The sequence below is a fragment of the Vibrio sp. OPT20 genome, assembly GCF_963889365.1.
Lineage (GTDB): Bacteria > Pseudomonadota > Gammaproteobacteria > Enterobacterales > Vibrionaceae > Vibrio > Vibrio splendidus.
Window position 1 is genome coordinate 22,157 of record NZ_CAWPOA010000035.1, and the last position, 17,995, is coordinate 40,151.

General features: G+C 42.1%; 14 protein-coding genes and 9 tRNA genes. 12 read left to right on the forward strand and 11 right to left on the reverse strand.

Annotation, left to right across the window (positions count from 1 at the left end; translation table 11 throughout):
- Positions 1–27: 27 nt before the first annotated feature.
- From AACR09_RS07405 to AACR09_RS07450, 10 genes are all read right to left on the reverse strand, one after another.
- Entirely contained in the window at positions 28–345 is a 318-nt protein-coding gene (locus AACR09_RS07405) for a c-type cytochrome (RefSeq protein WP_108086107.1), read from the reverse strand.
- A gap of 374 nt (positions 346–719) precedes the next feature.
- The gene (locus AACR09_RS07410; protein WP_004731200.1) at positions 720–1,403 is read right to left on the reverse strand and encodes a response regulator transcription factor; all 684 of its coding nucleotides are present in this window, start codon (positions 1,401–1,403) and stop codon (positions 720–722) included.
- A gap of 94 nt (positions 1,404–1,497) precedes the next feature.
- A complete protein-coding gene (locus AACR09_RS07415) occupies positions 1,498–2,379 on the reverse strand; it encodes a hypothetical protein (RefSeq protein ID WP_108162552.1) in 882 nt (293 codons plus the stop codon).
- A complete protein-coding gene (locus tag AACR09_RS07420; protein ID WP_373454012.1) occupies positions 2,369–4,861 on the reverse strand; it encodes a fimbria/pilus outer membrane usher protein in 2,493 nt (830 codons plus the stop codon). The genes AACR09_RS07415 and AACR09_RS07420 overlap by 11 nt, the downstream gene beginning before the upstream one ends.
- Entirely contained in the window at positions 4,845–5,531 is a 687-nt protein-coding gene (locus AACR09_RS07425; RefSeq protein ID WP_102548548.1) for a fimbria/pilus periplasmic chaperone, read from the reverse strand. The genes AACR09_RS07420 and AACR09_RS07425 overlap by 17 nt, the downstream gene beginning before the upstream one ends.
- Before the next feature lie 2 nt (positions 5,532–5,533).
- A complete protein-coding gene (locus AACR09_RS07430) occupies positions 5,534–6,259 on the reverse strand; it encodes a molecular chaperone (protein WP_029222589.1) in 726 nt (241 codons plus the stop codon).
- Between the two features lie 101 nt (positions 6,260–6,360).
- Positions 6,361–6,858, reverse strand: a complete 498-nt coding sequence (locus AACR09_RS07435) for a hypothetical protein (RefSeq protein WP_017080976.1) — start codon at positions 6,856–6,858, stop codon at positions 6,361–6,363.
- A 77-nt stretch (positions 6,859–6,935) separates the two neighbouring features.
- Complete coding sequence (locus tag AACR09_RS07440) at positions 6,936–7,460, reverse strand: hypothetical protein (RefSeq protein WP_017082128.1); 525 nt, start codon at positions 7,458–7,460, stop codon at positions 6,936–6,938.
- A gap of 770 nt (positions 7,461–8,230) precedes the next feature.
- On the reverse strand, positions 8,231–9,235 hold the full coding sequence (gene ltaE / locus AACR09_RS07445; protein ID WP_193836272.1) for a low-specificity L-threonine aldolase: 1,005 nt from the start codon (positions 9,233–9,235) through the stop codon (positions 8,231–8,233).
- A 39-nt stretch (positions 9,236–9,274) separates the two neighbouring features.
- Positions 9,275–9,790, reverse strand: a complete 516-nt coding sequence (locus tag AACR09_RS07450; RefSeq protein ID WP_029222202.1) for an NUDIX hydrolase — start codon at positions 9,788–9,790, stop codon at positions 9,275–9,277.
- Positions 9,791–10,077: 287 nt separating this feature from the next.
- On the opposite strand from AACR09_RS07450, the gene AACR09_RS07455 reads away from it, so the two are divergent.
- From AACR09_RS07455 to AACR09_RS07485, 7 genes are all read left to right on the forward strand, one after another.
- Complete coding sequence (locus AACR09_RS07455; protein ID WP_017078724.1) at positions 10,078–11,733, forward strand: ATPase RavA domain-containing protein; 1,656 nt, start codon at positions 10,078–10,080, stop codon at positions 11,731–11,733.
- Between the two features lie 11 nt (positions 11,734–11,744).
- Positions 11,745–13,190, forward strand: coding sequence for an ATPase RavA stimulator ViaA (gene viaA, locus AACR09_RS07460; protein ID WP_065682476.1), 1,446 nt, complete (start codon positions 11,745–11,747; stop codon positions 13,188–13,190).
- Between the two features lie 197 nt (positions 13,191–13,387).
- A tRNA-Cys gene (locus tag AACR09_RS07465) sits at positions 13,388–13,461 on the forward strand.
- Positions 13,462–13,511: 50 nt separating this feature from the next.
- Positions 13,512–13,587, forward strand: a tRNA-Gly gene (locus tag AACR09_RS07470).
- A gap of 80 nt (positions 13,588–13,667) precedes the next feature.
- Positions 13,668–13,754: transfer RNA gene (locus AACR09_RS07475), tRNA-Leu, on the forward strand.
- 64 nt (positions 13,755–13,818) lie between these two features.
- A tRNA-Cys gene (locus tag AACR09_RS07480) sits at positions 13,819–13,892 on the forward strand.
- Positions 13,893–14,188: 296 nt separating this feature from the next.
- Entirely contained in the window at positions 14,189–16,078 is a 1,890-nt protein-coding gene (locus AACR09_RS07485; RefSeq protein ID WP_076648494.1) for a methyl-accepting chemotaxis protein, read from the forward strand.
- A 98-nt stretch (positions 16,079–16,176) separates the two neighbouring features.
- Here AACR09_RS07485 and AACR09_RS07490 read toward each other — a convergent pair whose 3' ends face one another.
- Complete coding sequence (locus tag AACR09_RS07490) at positions 16,177–16,965, reverse strand: lipase family protein (RefSeq protein WP_017077331.1); 789 nt, start codon at positions 16,963–16,965, stop codon at positions 16,177–16,179.
- 349 nt (positions 16,966–17,314) lie between these two features.
- Between AACR09_RS07490 and AACR09_RS07495 the strand changes: the two genes are divergently transcribed.
- From AACR09_RS07495 to AACR09_RS07515, 5 genes are all read left to right on the forward strand, one after another.
- Positions 17,315–17,401: transfer RNA gene (locus tag AACR09_RS07495), tRNA-Leu, on the forward strand.
- 83 nt (positions 17,402–17,484) lie between these two features.
- Positions 17,485–17,558 (forward strand) — tRNA-Cys (locus tag AACR09_RS07500).
- Between the two features lie 44 nt (positions 17,559–17,602).
- Positions 17,603–17,678, forward strand: a tRNA-Gly gene (locus AACR09_RS07505).
- A gap of 80 nt (positions 17,679–17,758) precedes the next feature.
- Positions 17,759–17,845 (forward strand) — tRNA-Leu (locus tag AACR09_RS07510).
- A gap of 64 nt (positions 17,846–17,909) precedes the next feature.
- Positions 17,910–17,983: transfer RNA gene (locus tag AACR09_RS07515), tRNA-Cys, on the forward strand.
- Positions 17,984–17,995: the final 12 nt, after the last annotated feature.

Below are 17,995 nucleotides of genomic sequence, written 5' to 3' on the forward strand. Positions count from 1 at the left end.
TGTATCGTTGTGTATCTATAAAAGATATTATTTGTTCTGAGATGAATAAAAAGCCGCTATATCTCTCAAGTCTTGATCATCGAGCTTACTGAGTTGTGCTCGCATCATTTCTGCGTAAGCGCCTTGTCTATCTCCGCTTTGGTAAGCTTTCATCGTGTTATAGAGGTAAGTTGAATCTTGACCCGAAAGTTTGGGGTAATCAGTGTTACTTGTTTCACCCGTGGGGCTATGGCAGAAAACGCAACTTGGTGATTTCATTTTACCCAGTTCAGGATCGCCAAAATCAAAGGCATGAAGGCTAGGGGAAAGAGTGAGTAATAGTAAAGCGAAGGATTGATGAGTCATGTTTTTACTCCAGTTAAAAACATAACAATAAGGCTTACCCTAAGGGGAAGCTCAAGTCTGAATTGCTATAGATGCTAATGGTGTTAACAGTTAAAGCGTACTTTTTGCTCTGTTAGGTAAGTAGAGGGGCTGCAGAAGTGATGTTTCCGAGAGTTGACAAATTCGACTCGTATTTTAGAGGGCGGGATGTTTTTCTACTTTTTAAAGTGTGATTAAACCACAGACGATTCGATTTAAACTTCGTTTATTGCCCTGACAGTGATTCTATGAGGAACTGAATAATATCAGGTCACCTTCCAAGGGCTTAAATTCTAATACGTCAGTTTGAAAAAGAACTGCAATCGGCATTTTTATATTTATGTTCATAATTTCAACTATATGTCTGGTTGTATAATAGTCTCTAAACTATTGATAAAATGTGCTTTTCTTATCGCTTCTTTTCGATTGGTGACATTTATTTTTTTGTATATGTTGTATACGTGCGTTTTTACCGTACTTTCTGAAATAAATAGTTCGCTTGATATCTCTAGATTTGAATCTCCTCTGACAACTCGTTTAAAAATCTGAGCCTCTCTTTTCGTCAGGTTAGACAATATTACCTGAGACTTGAAAGTATAAGAGCACGCATTGGATAAAATATGTGACATTAACTTTCTAGGTAGCCATAGATCGTCATCACATACTGTTTTTAAACAACGTGTAAGGTGTTCAATAGGAGCATCTTGATAAATCATCCCTTTTATATTAAACAGGTTGAATAACTGCATTACGGTAATACTCTGTCCGGTAATATCTGAGGGAACGTCATAGACTACCCATTTACTGGACTCTATTTTTGATAAGATGATGTTGATATCTTCGATATTTTCCAAGAGTAAGTAGCTAATGAGAACGACATCGAACGTTTTATGATTACGAGAGCGCTCAATGCTTAAAATACATTCTCGGCTAAAAGAAAAATCACTGTATTTCCCTATTTCTCGTTGAATAAACTGGTTGTTAATACCGTTGTCACCTACCAGGAGTATGTGCTTTAAATTATTTTTATTTTCATACATAATTTACTCCGAAACTGAAAAATCGTGTTTGATTGTATGATGATGGATTTTATATAATTGAGTTGCATATCTCACTTTTTATATAATTACATAATTATGGTTGTTGTGAAAGTTGGGGTTCGATAGAAATTTGTAATGTATCGTCATATTGTCCTCCTGGTTTGTTCTCTGTCTCACCGATGACAAAACTCAAAGGAATAGGCTGACCAATCGTAGCGGAAAGACGTTGAATTCTAGCGTCAAGTTGTTCAAGGTTTACTCTGTCGTTTTCGAGGGAAAGTTGGTATGGAATGTCCCATTTTGCCTCATTAGATTCATGACGTAGCATTCCTTGATGGGATGATTCCAATACGATGGTATAAGCTGTGTTGCTTTGAACCCATAGGTTAGGTGCGGAACGAATAACCTTGTTGGAATATAAAGTCCCTAGATCAAGGTCATAATGTTGTTGGGTCAATCCATAAAAATGAATTTTTGCAGCAGGCGGAACGTTAACAGATACCGGGAGTGAACTAGGGCTAATTTCTATTTGTTTACTATCTGAGGTATAAGAAGGCGAGACTTCCAATAACCCTCGATAGGTTCCTGACGCTAACCATTGTTTACTTGGGAAACGCATTTGTATCGTTGCCGAAGGTTGGTTTTCGGTTAATGATAAGTGCCATTGATTAGCCACTGACATACCAATCTGTCCACTCCATTCAAAGCCGAGTTTTGCTTGGTTTACCCCTTTTAACGATCGACTGGTATCGTTAAGTTGTAAAATTAAGTCTAATTTGCAGGGTTCGCCAATTATGATCGCATCTATACGGTAAGTGTTTATTGTTGCGAACGTTCCTGCGCTGAAAACATCATATTGTGATTTCGATGAGACGGGTTGAATAGCCAAGGAACTGGCTTCACACGCCAATGCCGAAGGTACATGGTTTATGGCGATGAGGAACAAGGATCCCCAAAGAACTTGTTTATTCCACATAAACATCTCCTAGTCTTATCAAGTTGTCACTGCGTTCACTGAGGGTAATGATGACTGATTCTTGTTCTTTGGTGTCGAGTACCAATTGATATTTCCCCGGCTTTAATCCAGAGATTGCGAATATGCCGTTACGATTGGTAAAGAAGTCAATCGGCAACTGTTTTGCCTCACCAAGGTAATGTGCTACACCAGCGACAAGTGAAATAGGGTTGTGACTTTGATGATCGAATAGCTTGCCAATAACAGTTAATACAGCATCAGATCCGATCTGTAGCTGGAATCCCCGTTTATAACCAGGCTTAATCCAAAAAGCACCATCACCTAAGTCATACCCTGGTGGCAAGTTATCGACCTCGTAACCGACTACTTGGCCATTATAAGCAACAAGGTCAGGAACCATGGCACTTGCATCTCCTTTAAGGTAAACGCGCGCGTACTCACCATCTTTTGTTGGGTCTACAGCTACGTCATTTTTTGCGAGGCTTTCGTGCTTGTTAACAATAGCAAATGCTTCGCGCACCGGTCTGCCGATCGTCACAGATGAACCTGCAAAAGCAAGGGCGCTACTTATCGTCACATCAGTACTGTGATTTCGTGTTTCACCATTAATGTCTTCAAGCCGCGAAGCGTGGGTCGCGTTTAATTCATAACGGTTAGCCGTGTAGTTAATCCCAGCATCCATATCGGCATCCGTTTCTTCGTTAGTAATGACACTCGCAAACGCCGACATCCCTCCTGTGTTACCAATATTATTCTGATAGCTGTAATCTAAGGCGGCTTCATTAAGCTCTGTGGTGTAACGACCGACAACACGAGTTTGTCGACTAAGAGGCCAGCTTATGGTGACAGTAGTGCTGATATCATCGTCTTCGGTTGCGTTATGCCGATAGTTAACGCGTGCACTCCAGGTGGCGGGAGTATCAAACAGTCCGTCCGATAAACTCGGGCTAATCAGCCAATAATCGTTTTCTTTGTCTACTCCCGAGCGATAATTGAGGGTCATGGCCGCGCGTAAAGACTGACCAAGGTAAATAGAGCTGAATGCAGATACATAATGGGTGGTTAAGTTGATATCGATATCGGAAGCATCAAACTCTGAGACCCCAGCAAAATTGTTGGTCAGATATTCATAGCTCACACTCAGTTGTGGGGACAGCGTATTCGTATTGGAAAACTCCGCATCGAACGCAAATTTGTAAGCGTCGCCAGTTCCAAATGTAGGGTGTTCGCTACGCGAAGCAGTGAGTTCAGTAACGCCCCATGTAGAAGCGAATAACGCGGTGGCACCATATTGATAAAGATCTTCACGGGTTTGAAGGTTCGTGCCCAACGTTAACCAAGGGCTAATACCCACATCGATATAACCATGGAGAATACGCTCGTCGGTTAGGTACTCTAGTTGTCCATTTTGTAATTCAGAAGGCGCTCCATACATGATGCTATATTCAAACTCACCGCTATTGAGCAAATCGTTACCGGTTGCAATAGAAAACTCGATGCGTTCTTCATTACCTGAGCGGTCGGTGATGACGAGTACAATATCATTGCTACCTTGCGCCAGGGGTATATCACTAAGGTTATAGCTACCGGCGCCGAGGGTTAATCGTTGGACTGCGATCCCATCTATATAGACATCGACATTTGAAGCCCTTTGAAGGGTGAATGATTGATTAGCTCGTGGTCGCGCATTTCTGGTTGGAATGAGTGTGAAATCTCGCGTTAAGCCAATACCAAGTATGTCGGTGCTGTCCTGAAAAGATTGACCACTGTTGTACATGTCGCCGAGTACAAGTCGTGTGCCTTGTTCTGCAAAGTCAATATTAAGACGAGATCCTTCTCTTACGTATCGCGAATCTTGTGATGAGCTGTTTTCTAAATAGGATTCGTACTCAAAGTTTAGAAAACCAATGTTAAGTGCGGAATCGAATTGACCGTGGTAGAGGTCCTGCCTTGACGAATTCTGATCGACATATTGGCTCTCATTAGCCGAAAGGGCAAAGTTAACGTATCCACTAAGCAAACTTGGCTCGGCATAGTTATAAAAATCATCTGCACCGTTCATAGACAATTGCTGGGTTAAGCTAAATTCAGGCGGTACCGTCACGATGCATTCTAATGAAGAGAAATCGAAACTAAGGCCCAGTCCTACGCTCTCAAAATGGTGCTGGGACAGCATCTTATCGTCTGTTGTGTCAGTGAGTTTCCCAATACCTTCTTGAGTTACGACGGACGAAAGGAGAGAAAGCGTACTTTCCTTCGGTAACAAGATTTCATTGTTTGCAGTAATGATAATGTCCGCTTCCCCAAGTATAGTGTCACTTATCCTTAACAAAGAGGTAAGTTGAATATCTCGTCCTGTCGGGTTCAAGACCATTTCTTGACCCCAAGCTGCAGGGCTTAAGGCGGCACAATAAAAAAGTACTAATCCCAAGACATACAAAACTTGCCACATCTTGTGATGGGTTTCAGTTTTCATGCCCATGGTAAGTGCCCATTGGTAAGTAATTTAAAGAAGAAGGGAAAGTAATAGTGGAGCGTGGTGGAATAAACTGCTCACCTAAAGCCGCATGTACTTTTTGGCTCTGAGATTCGAGCCCCGTAAAATGAAGTAACGATGTATAGGTAAATCGCGACCCAGAATTAGTGAGTGTCAGTTTACCTTGTTCATCTATGTGTAATTTCACGTCAGGCTCTAAAGAGGATGAGTGAATGTGTAACAACGCATTGTAGTGAACTTGTAAATTGATACCGGTTGTTAAGCCGATGGGTTTGTCTATTCTCGCGTTGTTCTGGCCAATATTCACGGTACTGAAGCGAACGAAGTAACTCTGGGAGGTTTCGAGTGATCGGTTTCCTAACCACTGTATGCGGAATACTTGGCGTGCACCGGGTGCCAACATTGCGGCTGGTGGAAACACAAACATCTCTTCACTCGATAGATCTGATGTTTGGAACGTGCCATCAGATAAGAAGTTCAAACGACGAACGTTAGCTTCGAGTGGGAGAGCTTGTGTTGAATTGTTAGTTACGACCAGTTGCGATGTTGCCCGGTGATCTGTGTTGAGCTCGATGACGGTTGGAAACAATGTTATGCCAAACGTTTGTGCACACAGAAAGCAATAAATGAGCCCACCCAAGATATAACGTCTCATTGCTATTGATCCTGCTCTATTTCAATCGACAGGGTGTTCACGTCATAATTTTTAAGAGGCTGCATTTCGAAAAAGCGAGTGGAGTAGGGAAGGACCAAAGTACCCGGAATACGTTTAGCGATTTCTACGCCTTTTAAATAGGTTGAATTTTTACCATCAGATATCTTCCATGTTGTATTGGTTAATCGACCATAACTATTACCACTGTTAAGTACTTCAAGAACCCATTTGTTCTTTTTGTCATTTTGCTCGATGCTTTTAATTTCTAGCTGGGAAGCTGTGTTCTGAGGTCGAACGTTGATAAGCGTATTAAACTGAAGTAAAAGACTTACTTGCCCTTGATTACTGCTCGCTCTTTGAACTTTTACTTGCTTAACAGCAATGCGATAGGCTTTAGATTCTGTGATGGAAGGATCGCCCAAATACCGCACCATAATGGATTGCGATCGTCCAGGTTCTATTATTGCGGTCACCGGAATCACTAATAGCTCGTCATCTGCAGGCGTCGTGGTCTCTTTGCCATATTCGTTCATGGTCATAAATACTGGAGACAATTCAACCGTGAGTGGTTCGGTTGAAGAATTTTCAACCCTCATGGTCATTTGAGCTCTTTTGCCAAGCGGTGTCATTTCCATAGACATCGGTTCGACTTTGAACGCATGAGCGGACAGACAAGTGAATGACAATAGGAAAAGAACGATCCATTTATGCATGATCCATTTATACATAGCGAAGAGCTCCAAATTAAACTTATGTCGTTGATATTGATATTGATATTGAGATCGAGATTAAGTCGGAGGCCAAATAATAGCCCCCGACTTATTAACCTCTAATTTGAGGTGATATTTACGGTTAATGTATCTGAGTAGCCACCTGCCCACGGGGAGGTTTCTGTAGTCACAATATCAATAGATGCGGCAACACCTGTCGCTAATGCTCCAGAACCGCCATAAGAATTACTGACTGAAACGTCATTTAGACCTGGGCCCCCTGGTGCATTAAGCGTGAAAGGAGCTAAACCTGAAGGATTGAATGTTGCATCGTAGGTAAGAGCGTAGTCTTCGCTATCGTCTGACTCTAGACCACCTTCAGCACTTGTCAGTGTCACAGTTGCACCATCGACGTCATTACACTTCATGTTAAGACCACTAACAGAAAGGTTTTGAATTTGAGAGACGTTACCGAAGTCCATCAGTTGCGTTGAAAGACCAGTAACTTCACATACAGGTGAAACAAAACCAACTAACTGGACATCACCAGGAGCGGCTTGGACTTGAGCACCAAAAATAGCAGTGACTGTTGCTGCGTAGAGTGTTAGCTTTTTCATTAGAAATTCCTTTATCTTAAATGATTGGCTCGAATACTGCTGAGCGTTTGTTGTTCTGCAGATACATTGCAGAGTTTTCACTTTGTCACGCTATGAATCGAAGGGTAAACTTCGATCTCAATAACGTCTTGATAATAACCTGCGAAACGCAAGCTATTTTCGAGTGCTACCCTAAGGCTCCCATGTTGAGCGAAAGGAATAACACCAGAACTGTTTATCATTACCGGTGAAGTCAGTTGGCTGCTGTGCCTACTTTCATAAAGACGAATTTCGTCTATTTGTAATGACAAATTGTAACTCTCAATAATATCAACTCCTTGGTGTTGATATTTTAAGCCTCCATATTTTGAGTTGATCGTTATACCCAACGGACGGTTACAATACATATTAAAAGGCAGCGATTGCACATCACGGTGTTCCGTGAAATTCATAATGTTGCCAGAGAAAAAGTTTATTTCGCATCGATCTTTGATCTGACCACTAATTCCTAACGTTAAGTTGTTAGCGCTAGCATAGAATGAAAGTGACAGACTGAAAATTAACACGGAGACGATGAAGTTATGAAGAATCCGAAATACTCTAACCATAATTTCACCTCTCACTGATTGAATGTAACTTGTTGCTTAACTTTCAAAACTATAAGTGCTTTAAAAAATGGTGAAGTAGTAAAAAAAGTTTATTATTTAGGAGAAGTATGAGTTTTAGTATGATTTTAAGCAGAGAGGTAGAAGCGAAATTATTAGAGAATAATTTAATATTCAATTAGATAGGTTGGTTTTACTCAATGCTAGTATTAACGGAGGTTTTTTATTTAATTGATTAAAATAGGACTATGGTCTACACGGACGTTTTGGGTTTTTTGATGGGTTACTGTCATCATGAATGTGACAGCATTATTAACGAAAACACTAATTTTATTATTTAATTTTTAAGTTGATTGTAGCGATTTTAAATTGTAATAATGGACAGCGACTATCTACTGTTTCTTTATTGAAATTAGTTCTTTACAAGAATCTATTAGGATTGATGTGTTCTATTTTTAATTACCGTCTGCGTGGTGATTAAACACTTTAAGCTATTATGACTAAGTCAATTACCTTTAGTGACAATACAATGCGGATAAGCCATTAATATAAATTAAACTTAAACAATAATTTAATGTTTAAATGTGAGAATAATTCTCAGAGGGTATTCTCATAGGCCAAAACGAGATCGCGTTCTGTTCCAGTCAATCAAGTGTGTTTATGAGAAAACTAACAGGTGTCAAAGGCTATTTGGGCTGTGGAGTTGGTTAATGATTTTGCTCAAAAATAAAGCTTCCCATAGGGGAAGCTCAAATCTCAATTGCTATAGAGGCTAATCTCGTCAAGAGTTAAAGCGCATTCTCTAGCTTTGTTAGGAAAGTAACGATGTCTTCTGAACTGATATCTCTATGGGTAACAAAACGTACTGGATTACCAGGCGACATAGTAATGTCTTGCTCACTTAACTCGCTTGCGATGCGGTTTATATCAACAGACTCATCTAACTTCGCAAATACAATGTTAGTTTGAATGAAATCAGGGTTAACAGAGAAGCCTTCTAGCTTGCTTAAACCAATCGCTAGGTTTTTTGCGTTCTCGTGATCATTTTTAAGTTGAGCTACGTTCTCAGTCAGCGCCATTTTACCTGCGGCGGCAAGAATACCCGCTTGGCGCATACCGCCACCGACCATTTTACGCAGTCGACGAGCTTTAGCTATGTACGCTTTGTTGCCAAGGAGTAGTGAACCGATTGGAGCGCCCAAACCTTTTGATAAGCAAATTGTCATAGAGTCGAAGTGCTGTGCGATCTCTTTGATGTGTACATCCAGCGCCGCTGCTGCATTATAAACGCGCGCGCCATCTAGGTGCATTTGTAAGCCGTGTTGGTTTACGAACTCACGTGCTTCCGCTAGGTAAGACATTGGCAGCACTTTACCATTGATCGTGTTTTCTAAACTAAGCAGCTTAGTTCGAGCAAAGTGGCTGTCGTCTGGTTTAATTGCAGCAGCAAGCTTTTTAAAGTCAAGTGTGCCGTCTGGGTTGTTCTCAATGGGTTGAGGTTGAATCGAGCCGAGCACTGCAGCACCGCCGGCTTCATACTTATAGTTATGCGCTTGTTGGCCACAAAGGTATTCGTCACCACGCTCACAGTGCGCCATTAAACCAAGTAGGTTAGCTTGCGTGCCAGAAGACGTGAACATAGCGGCTTCAAAGCCGGTTTCATTGGCAGCCCACTGTTCCAATTCGTTTACGGTTGGGTCATCGCCATAAACATCATCGCCCACTTCTGCATTTGCCATTACATTACGCATAGCTTGCGAAGGTTTAGTTACGGTATCAGAACGAAAGTCCATGCTTCTCTCCTAGAGTACTTTAGGTAGTCATATAGTTGGCTATAGATAGCCACATAGTTGGGCTTTGCTTAAACAAGCGATAGTTTTTGTATCGGTGATTTGATCGTGTCGTATTTTGTTGTGCAGCTCTTCTAAGCTCAGCTCTATCACTTCTATAACTTCATCTTCGTCGCATTCAAATCGGGTAGTGAGGCTAAGATGTTTTGCGACAAATAAATGCTGAATCTCATCACAGAATCCAGCCAAAGGTGTGACTTGTCCTAAGCTCTGAAAAGAAGTTGCACTGTAACCGGTTTCTTCTTCCAATTCGCGCTGGGCACATTGAAGAGGTGTCTCATCAATTTCCATCGTGCCTGCAGGTAGCTCCAAAAGCCATTTCTTAAGAGAAGGACGAAACTGATTAATGAGGATGATTTTTCCTGACGAAGTGATAGGAAGAATAACGGCCGCGCCAGGGTGGTGTATTGTTGTATGTTTTACCACGACGTTCGTAGGGAGCGTCACATTCTCTTCGATGAGAGAAATACTTTTCCATTGATGGATAACTTTACTCATGCAATTTGGCCACATTCCTTGCCAATTTTTCGTATAACTGAAGACGTGTACCACCATAACGTCTATGGTGTCGAAAATAAAAGAAAAATTAGGCTTAGTGATAGATTTAATTTCACGCCGTTCGTGATGTTACTCTCATAATTGAAATCTATGATTGCGCGAAAATTGCAGCGTAACCATCTGATATAAAGGCAACTCAATAATAAAAGATACTTGTAACAAAGTGCTAACAAATGTATAAAAACGTATCTACACTCTCAACTGTTCAAAGATTTTCGGAGTAACGCATGAACCCTTCTATTTCCTCACATGCTGACAAGGCGCTACTCTCTGAAAGAATTAACAAATTGGCACATGCTCTCTCTGATGGCGTTTATGAAAGAGAAGACACGATTAAGCTTTGTTTACTGGCGGCCCTGGCTGGCGAAAGTGTGTTTCTATTAGGCCCTCCGGGTATCGCAAAAAGCCTTATCGCTAAACGCCTCATCCAAGCTTTTGACAACAGTAGCTATTTCGAATATTTGATGACCCGCTTCTCTACGCCAGAAGAAGTGTTTGGCCCACTAAGTATTCAAGAATTAAAAGATAACGGTCGCTATGTCAGACTGACCGAAGGCTACCTACCAACAGCGCAAGTTGTATTTCTTGATGAGATCTGGAAAGCAGGTCCTGCAATCCTAAATACTTTGCTTACGGTCGTTAACGAAAAGACATTCAAAAATGGCGCAGACATCGAGCGCGTGCCGATGCGTTTATTAGTGTCTGCATCTAACGAACTTCCAGATGAAGACAGTGGCTTAGAAGCTCTTTACGACCGGATGCTCGTTCGTGTCTTCGTGAACCGTATTCAAAACAAACAAAACTTTAAATCGATGCTGACGACGGGTACCTCTCAGGAAGCTGTGATTCCAAAAGGATTGGCGATTACTGATATTGAATACCATCAATGGCAGAAAGAGCTCGATAACCTGGAATTGACAGATAACTCGTTCAACAAGCTATTTGAACTGAAAACCATGCTTGAAGAGACTGTCAAAAAGCAAAGTTCGGCTACTGAAACTGATCTATACGTATCGGACAGACGCTGGAAGAAAGCGGTCAAGCTGTTGAAGGCAAGCGCATTCTTCAGTGGTCGTGATAGCGTAAATCCGCTGGATATTATGCTACTGCAAGATTGTTTATGGCATAGCCCAGAATCGCGTGATGTGGTTCGTAGTGTGGTAAAAGACTTTGCATTGAACCGAGCGTTTGACCAACAAGAGTCGAAAGCTCAAATTGAAATGTCCCGTGAAGAACTCGAAGAGATTCAAGACGATGTTGAATCAACGCTGTCTGTGTCGCTCTCTATGGAGTCAACCAGCGGCTTGTTGCGTAAAGACGTTTATCAGAATGACATCAAGAACGCGAAAATGTACAGCGTCGGCAGTGCATACAACCTAGTTAAACTGGTGATGCTGCAAAGCAACATGTCGGTGTCTGAATCTGAGAAAGGCGATAGCCGTTGGGTATACGTAGCCAAAGACGATTTTGATCGAGTTCTTAAAGAAGGCCATGGCGACATTTACGGTTACGTTAACGAAAATAAAAACCTATGCCGTTTAAAACTCGACTTGGATGCATCGAACCAGTTAGTCATTAAAGATATTGCTAATCGTTCTGTACTGGTGAGTGTGGTTACAACTGACGGTTTAGACCAAGAATTATACAACAAGTGGTTGAGTGGTGCTGAGAAAGCCCTAGAGCAGTTAACTGAAGCTGAATTCAAGTTAAAACGAGTTCGCACTGAATTCCATGATGCGCTACCTCATAACTATATAGACCCTGATTTACCGAAAGCGATGGAATCAAGCTTGCAAGCGGTAACGCAAGATCTCGAAACGACAAAAGTGAAGAGTAGCAAGATCGCACAACGTATTAAGTTCATGAGTCAGTACTTCGAGTAAGGGGAGAGCATATGTTAGGAGCAGACGGCTTAAACCTCGCTTTGATGGTAGCTGATTCAGGTATCATTGATACCGCGATGAATGATCTCATCGCTCGTTCTCAAGTAATGATGGCTGCTGAGAACAAAGGCGTGAAAACATCAGTGAAAAACCACTTAGTAAAATGGCGCGGTAAAGTAAAAAAACGCGTCACTAAAGTGTGTGAAACTGATCGCTTCCAAGAGGAAATCGCACTTTACCAAGAAGTGATCTATTGGGATGAACCGCAGTTCTTTGATGAGATAGACAGTGTTATCAAAAAGCTGGAGTGGCACTCGGCGTTCTACCTACAAGCAAGACGCTTGATGGAAAACAACAAAGGCGTTTATAACGCGATGTTTCCACACTATTTTTGCGACCAATGGTACCAATCACTGTCAGACGCCATTAAACAAGCTCAAGTAACCGAACTCGAAACAAGCAAAGAAAAAGTCTTAGCTGATCTTTATCAACGCATGGAAACCATGAAAAACATGGATAAAGTGACGGAGTCGGGTGATGAGGGTAGCGTAGGGCGCTTGTGGGACATGGCATCTGCCAAATTAAGCAAAACTGATCTCACCATCATGAAGCGTCATGCGGAGTTCTTGAATAAGCACAAAGGCCTGCAAGATATCGCTGAAAAGCTAGGTCGTATGGCTAGCGAGGAAGATGATCCTTCTTTGCATAAAGCCCCTGTAGAAGAACTGCAGATGGTTGAAGAGAAAAGTGATGAGGCGGTCGATGATATTGTTGGGATTCATGAAAGTGATGACCTCAACAAAATGCTGCCGAACGAGACCATGTTCCTAGCTTATCCTGAACTTGAGGTTATCTTTTATAAACATTTGGCTGACAAACGTTTACTTAGCTATCGCTCGCAAGGTAAGTCACGCACGTTACGTAAAGTAAAAGCGCAAAAGCCCGATAGCAAAAACGTCGATATTGAAAAAGGTCCGTTCATCGTCTGTGTAGACGCCTCTGGTTCTATGAGTGGGTTCCCAGAGCAGTCAGCCAAAGCAATGGCTTACGCTTTGATGCAAATCGCGCTTGCGGAAGAGAGAGATTGTTACGTGATTCTGTTCTCTTCTGAGCAAATTACCTATGAGTTAACAAGGCAAGATGGCCTGCGTGAAGCGAGTGACTTCTTAAGCTATTCATTCCACGGCGGTACGGATCTTGAGCCTGTACTCATGAAGTCGATTGACCTGATGACGGGTGATAAATACAAGAACGCAGATTTGATCGTACTTTCTGACTTTATTGCCCCTAAGCAATCTGATGAAATGATTGCTCAGGTTGAAAAATTGAAAGAGCACAAAAACCGTTTCCATGCGGTTAGTCTTTCTAAGTATGGTAACCCTCAACTTATGACCATGTTTGATCACTGTTGGTCGTATCATCCGAGTCTCGTTGGCCGCTTCATGAAGAAGTGGTAGCGCTAGAACATCTTATTTAAATCGTTTTTGCTGTGTGTTTTTTGATTGAAGAGATCGAACATGCAGCAATTTGATTTAAATGTCAGCAAACAGAATTTAAATTCACATTTTTGTTTGACTATCTTCACTCAATCCGTAAAGTAGGCACCCGAACACAGCGGGGCTAACGTTTAGTCGGTTCTAACGTGTTGAAAAATGGCGCCTTGGCAGAGTGGCTATGCAGCGGATTGCAAATCCGTGGACCTCGGTTCGACTCCGGGAGGCGCCTCCATTCTCTTTCTCTTACGTTTTAATAAGGTAAGAAATTAGAAGAATGAAATTGCGATACTAGCTCAGTTGGTAGAGCGCAACCTTGCCAAGGTTGAGGTCATCGGTTCGAACCCGATGTATCGCTCCAAATTTTGTAATGTTGATTCATTTTGACATTAAGATGGTGTTTTACTTTTCAGTAATCGGCATCGCAATAAAGAATTGCGTGCCCTGGTGGTGGAATTGGTAGACACAAGGGATTTAAAATCCCTCGGCGTTCGCGCTGTGCCGGTTCAAGTCCGGCCCGGGGCACCATCTATTTGATTGTTATCTTGTTTGGTAATGTTCAAAAGAGTTGTTCTCTTAAAACACTATTGAAGGCGCCTTGGCAGAGTGGCTATGCAGCGGATTGCAAATCCGTGGACCTCGGTTCGACTCCGGGAGGCGCCTCCATCATTTAGAAAAAACCAGTCCTCGTGGCTGGTTTTTTCGTTTCTGGTACTTTGCTTCTTGTTTCTTCATCCTTACCTCTTCATTTCTCCCTTTGATATTTGCTAAGCCCAACGCCGTTTTGGTGGAATCCTAAGCCGAGCCTTTGTTGATAAACCGCTAAATAAATCAAAGTCACAATTAACCACAATGCTCAATTTGTTTCATTGTTTTATGGGATAACCCTAATTAAAACATGCGCATGAGTGATAGTGTCCCTCTTTATATTTCTTTAATTATTCTATAAGAGGTTCTTAAATATGCAATTTAGTCTAAAGAGAAAAATGGTTTTCTCTGTAGTTTTGGCGATTGCTGTTACATCTGCCATTCTTCTTTTCATGGGTTATAAGACTTTTCAAACAAACAGCTGGCAAGCTATAGAAAGTGAAAGTCGTAATACACTTCAAGCCCATGCAAAGGGCATCAGTGACTGGTTTTACGATAAGAAACAAGCAGTACATGGGCTTAAACAACAAGTACAGCTTAACCCTTCAATAGATATCGTTCCTCATTTACGTCAAACCTTGGTATCTGGTGGGTTTGGATTGAGTTATTACGGTAACAAAGAAGGTGAGATGTTCCGTCATGATCCTTCATTGAATAAAGCGGGGTATGACCCAAGAGTTCGAGGTTGGTATAAACAAACCTTAGCTGAGAACCGCGCAGTAACAACCAAGCCTTACGTGAGTGTAACCATGCAAACCTTAGTGGTGACATTGACCGATCCTGTGACCGAGAATGGATCGATCATAGGTGTTGTCGCATCTAACCTTGCCTTAGACAAGCTAATTGAAGACGTATTAGCCATTCAGGTTCCAGGTAATGGACGAGCGATCCTAATTGATAAGCAAGGCACGGTCGTTGCTCATAAGAATAAAGATTTCATCCTTAAGCAAGTCAAAGAGATAGCACCTGAATTAAGTGTTTCTGGATTAAACAGTGCTGCACAAAACTTAACGACAATTTTTACACAAGTTGATGGTGATGAGCGCGTCATCATGGCTGAGCCTATTAAAGGCACCGACTGGCTACTTGTGATTGAAATGGATAAAGACGTACTAGAGCAGCCGTTGTTCGATATGTTGATTAGCCAAATCACCACAGGTTTGATTGTATTGATCGTTATGGCTGCAGCAACCTCATGGTTTGTGGCTCGTCAATTAGTTGAACTGGGTCGAGTGAGTGAAGCATTAGCTGATATTGCGGAAGGGGAAGGTGATTTAACACAGCGCCTTCAAGTGTCGAGTAAAGATGAAGTAGGGCAACTTGCCGACAAGTTTAATGTGTTCGTAGATAGACTTCATGCAATGATGAAAAACGTGACTGATGTTTCGACGGCAATGAATAACGGAGCTGAACACGCCAACAGCAGCGCATTAAAACGCAGCGATAGCGTCAGCAGACAGCAAGACGAGATCACAATGGTTGCAACAGCTGTGACAGAAATGGCGACAGCAACAGCAGAAATTGCTACGAATGCTGATAGTACGGCCAAAAGTGCGACTCACTCTGTTGAGTTGAGCGAACAAGGCTTCCAACAGATGGCTAAAAGCCAATCATCGATCAATGAGCTTGCAACAGAGCTAACAAGCGCTGTGTCTATCATCAGCGAGCTTGAAGAGCATGGTCAACAAATCGCGTCTATCTTAGCTACGATTCGTGAAATAGCGGAGCAAACTAACTTACTTGCGCTCAATGCGGCAATTGAAGCAGCAAGAGCAGGCGAACAAGGTCGAGGCTTTGCAGTGGTTGCCGATGAGGTTCGAGTACTTTCACAACGAACTCATGCTTCAACAGAAGAGATCGAAGACAAGATCAAGCGCTTACAACAAGCGACTAGTGGTGCCGTTAAAGTGATGACACAAAGCCACGATATGGCGAAAACAAGCGTACATGACGTGGATATGGCGGGAGAGAGCTTGGCTCAAATACGTGAGGCAATTCAGATGATCAGCGATATGGCAACTCAGATAGCTTCTGCTGCTGAAGAGCAGTCATTGGTTACCGCTGAAATCAATGCGAATACCGAATCTGTTCGTGAAGTGAGTGATGTGATGGCAGTTGATGCGACGGATGCGGTTTCACAAGCCGATCAACTAAGTCATTTAGCGAGTGACTTGAAACAAGAGCTGTCACGATTCAAGCTTTAAGTGCAAGCTAATATTAGCGTAAGCACAAAGATCAATTAGAAACTAAAAAGAGCACTGGCTGTTAAAGCGTGTGCTCTTTTTTTATTTATAGAACATGCTCAATGTTTGTCAAAGAAGTCTTTGTTACGAATATACTTACTCATTAGGTGATAAGAGAAAGGCCGGATTAACCAACTGAATATTGATCGCCCTAGGCGTATTAACGTCGGTGTGTTTTCGTAAATCCTGCCGTTATAGAGCCAAAGTACTTTGCCTACATGCCAATACAATAGGGGAACCGGGGGCATAAAGGTCACGATGTCGATGTCACAACAGATACGGTAGGTTTTCTTGCTTAATCGGTAGTTCTTTTTGAAACTCCAATCACCGACCGCGGGCTGCCCAAACGTGACGATTCGTTTAATACAACCTGGGTATTTTTGGTCCAAGTAATCAGCGAATACACAACCAATAGAGCCACCAGAAGAGTGGCCAGTAATCGATATTCTTTTGCCTTGTTCTAATAGAGGAATCAAAGTGGTTTCCAAGCGTTCAATGACGGTTTGTCCCAGTTTATCTTCATTACGGCTTGGTTGGCTTTCTTGAAACATCAGATGGTAGAACCCCGCATGCACTCGATAGTTGAGCCCAATTCTTTTACAGCTTCTTGTCCATAGAGCAAAGGTAAGCAACCAATCTGAGATACTATGCGATCCTTTGATAACCACAACCACTTCATCTTTATCGCTGCTCCACAACACTCGAATCATGGTTTTGCCAAACTGATTCTTTATGATGCGCTGTCCATTAGGGTCAAAACCGTAACGAGTTTGTTTAAAAACTCTAGGGTAAGCGAGGTTGCAGAGCACAGCGTAGCGTTCATATTGGTATCGTTTTAGTGGCTTCACGTTGTCATTTCGTAATAGTCGTTACTTAAAACTCTAGCCTTTGAATGTGAAAAGCACATGAAAACGAAGGCGTGTTTCTCTAATTCAATGGAATTGACAGTATTTTGTGAGTCTGAAAATGGGAATTCGGCCTTTGAATTCCAACTCAAACTCAAAATCTACGAATAAGAACCGTACAAGCTGCACTAAATTCATTCGTTTGAGTTCGATAATTAATCACTTGAATTGAAAGATAAAATTTACTATTGACGAATTTTTTCTATCCGTTAAAGTACACCTCGTTCTCACGGCTTAGGTCGCAGAGAGATGGTGTTTTACTCTTCGGTAATCAGCATCGCATGATTGCGTTGCCCTGGTGGTGGAATTGGTAGACACAAGGGATTTAAAATCCCTCGGCGTTCGCGCTGTGCCGGTTCAAGTCCGGCCCGGGGTACCATCTATCTAGTTTCTACTTTAAGTAGAGTGTTGAACAAAGAGTGGTTCTCTTTAAACACTTCAATATATTTTTATGTTGATAAAGGCGCCTTGGCAGAGTGGCTATGCAGCGGATTGCAAATCCGTGGACCTCGGTTCGACTCCGGGAGGCGCCTCCATTCTCTTTCTTATTTAATTAATGAGAAATTAAAAGAATGAAATTGCGATACTAGCTCAGTTGGTAGAGCGCAACCTTGCCAAGGTTGAGGTCATCGGTTCGAACCCGATGTATCGCTCCAAATTTTGTAATGTTGATTCATTTTGACATTAAGATGGTGTTTTACTTTTCAGTAATCGGCATCGCAATAAAGAATTGCGTGCCCTGGTGGTGGAATTGGTAGACACAAGGGATTTAAAATCCCTCGGCGTTCGCGCTGTGCCGGTTCAAGTCCGGCCCGGGGCACCATCTATTTGATTGTTATCTTGTTTGGTAATGTTCAAAAGAGTTGTTCTCTTAAAACACTATTGAAGGCGCCTTGGCAGAGTGGCTATGCAGCGGATTGCAAATCCGTGGACCTCGGTTCGACTCCGGGAGGCGCCTCCATTATTTAGAAAG

Bases quoted from the DNA above. Each gene is read 5' to 3' on its own strand.
- AACR09_RS07405 (WP_108086107.1), bottom strand. From the start codon at position 345: ATGACTCATCAATCCTTCGCTTTACTATTACTCACTCTTTCCCCTAGC.
- AACR09_RS07410 (WP_004731200.1), bottom strand. From the start codon at position 1,403: ATGTATGAAAATAAAAATAATTTAAAGCACATACTCCTGGTAGGTGAC.
- AACR09_RS07415 (WP_108162552.1), bottom strand. From the start codon at position 2,379: ATGTGGAATAAACAAGTTCTTTGGGGATCCTTGTTCCTCATCGCCATA.
- AACR09_RS07420 (WP_373454012.1), bottom strand. From the start codon at position 4,861: ATGGGCATGAAAACTGAAACCCATCACAAGATGTGGCAAGTTTTGTAT.
- AACR09_RS07425 (WP_102548548.1), bottom strand. From the start codon at position 5,531: ATGAGACGTTATATCTTGGGTGGGCTCATTTATTGCTTTCTGTGTGCA.
- AACR09_RS07430 (WP_029222589.1), bottom strand. From the start codon at position 6,259: ATGTATAAATGGATCATGCATAAATGGATCGTTCTTTTCCTATTGTCA.
- AACR09_RS07435 (WP_017080976.1), bottom strand. From the start codon at position 6,858: ATGAAAAAGCTAACACTCTACGCAGCAACAGTCACTGCTATTTTTGGT.
- ltaE (WP_193836272.1), bottom strand. From the start codon at position 9,235: ATGGACTTTCGTTCTGATACCGTAACTAAACCTTCGCAAGCTATGCGT.
- AACR09_RS07450 (WP_029222202.1), bottom strand. From the start codon at position 9,790: ATGAGTAAAGTTATCCATCAATGGAAAAGTATTTCTCTCATCGAAGAG.
- AACR09_RS07455 (WP_017078724.1), top strand. From the start codon at position 10,078: ATGAACCCTTCTATTTCCTCACATGCTGACAAGGCGCTACTCTCTGAA.
- viaA (WP_065682476.1), top strand. From the start codon at position 11,745: ATGTTAGGAGCAGACGGCTTAAACCTCGCTTTGATGGTAGCTGATTCA.
- AACR09_RS07485 (WP_076648494.1), top strand. From the start codon at position 14,189: ATGCAATTTAGTCTAAAGAGAAAAATGGTTTTCTCTGTAGTTTTGGCG.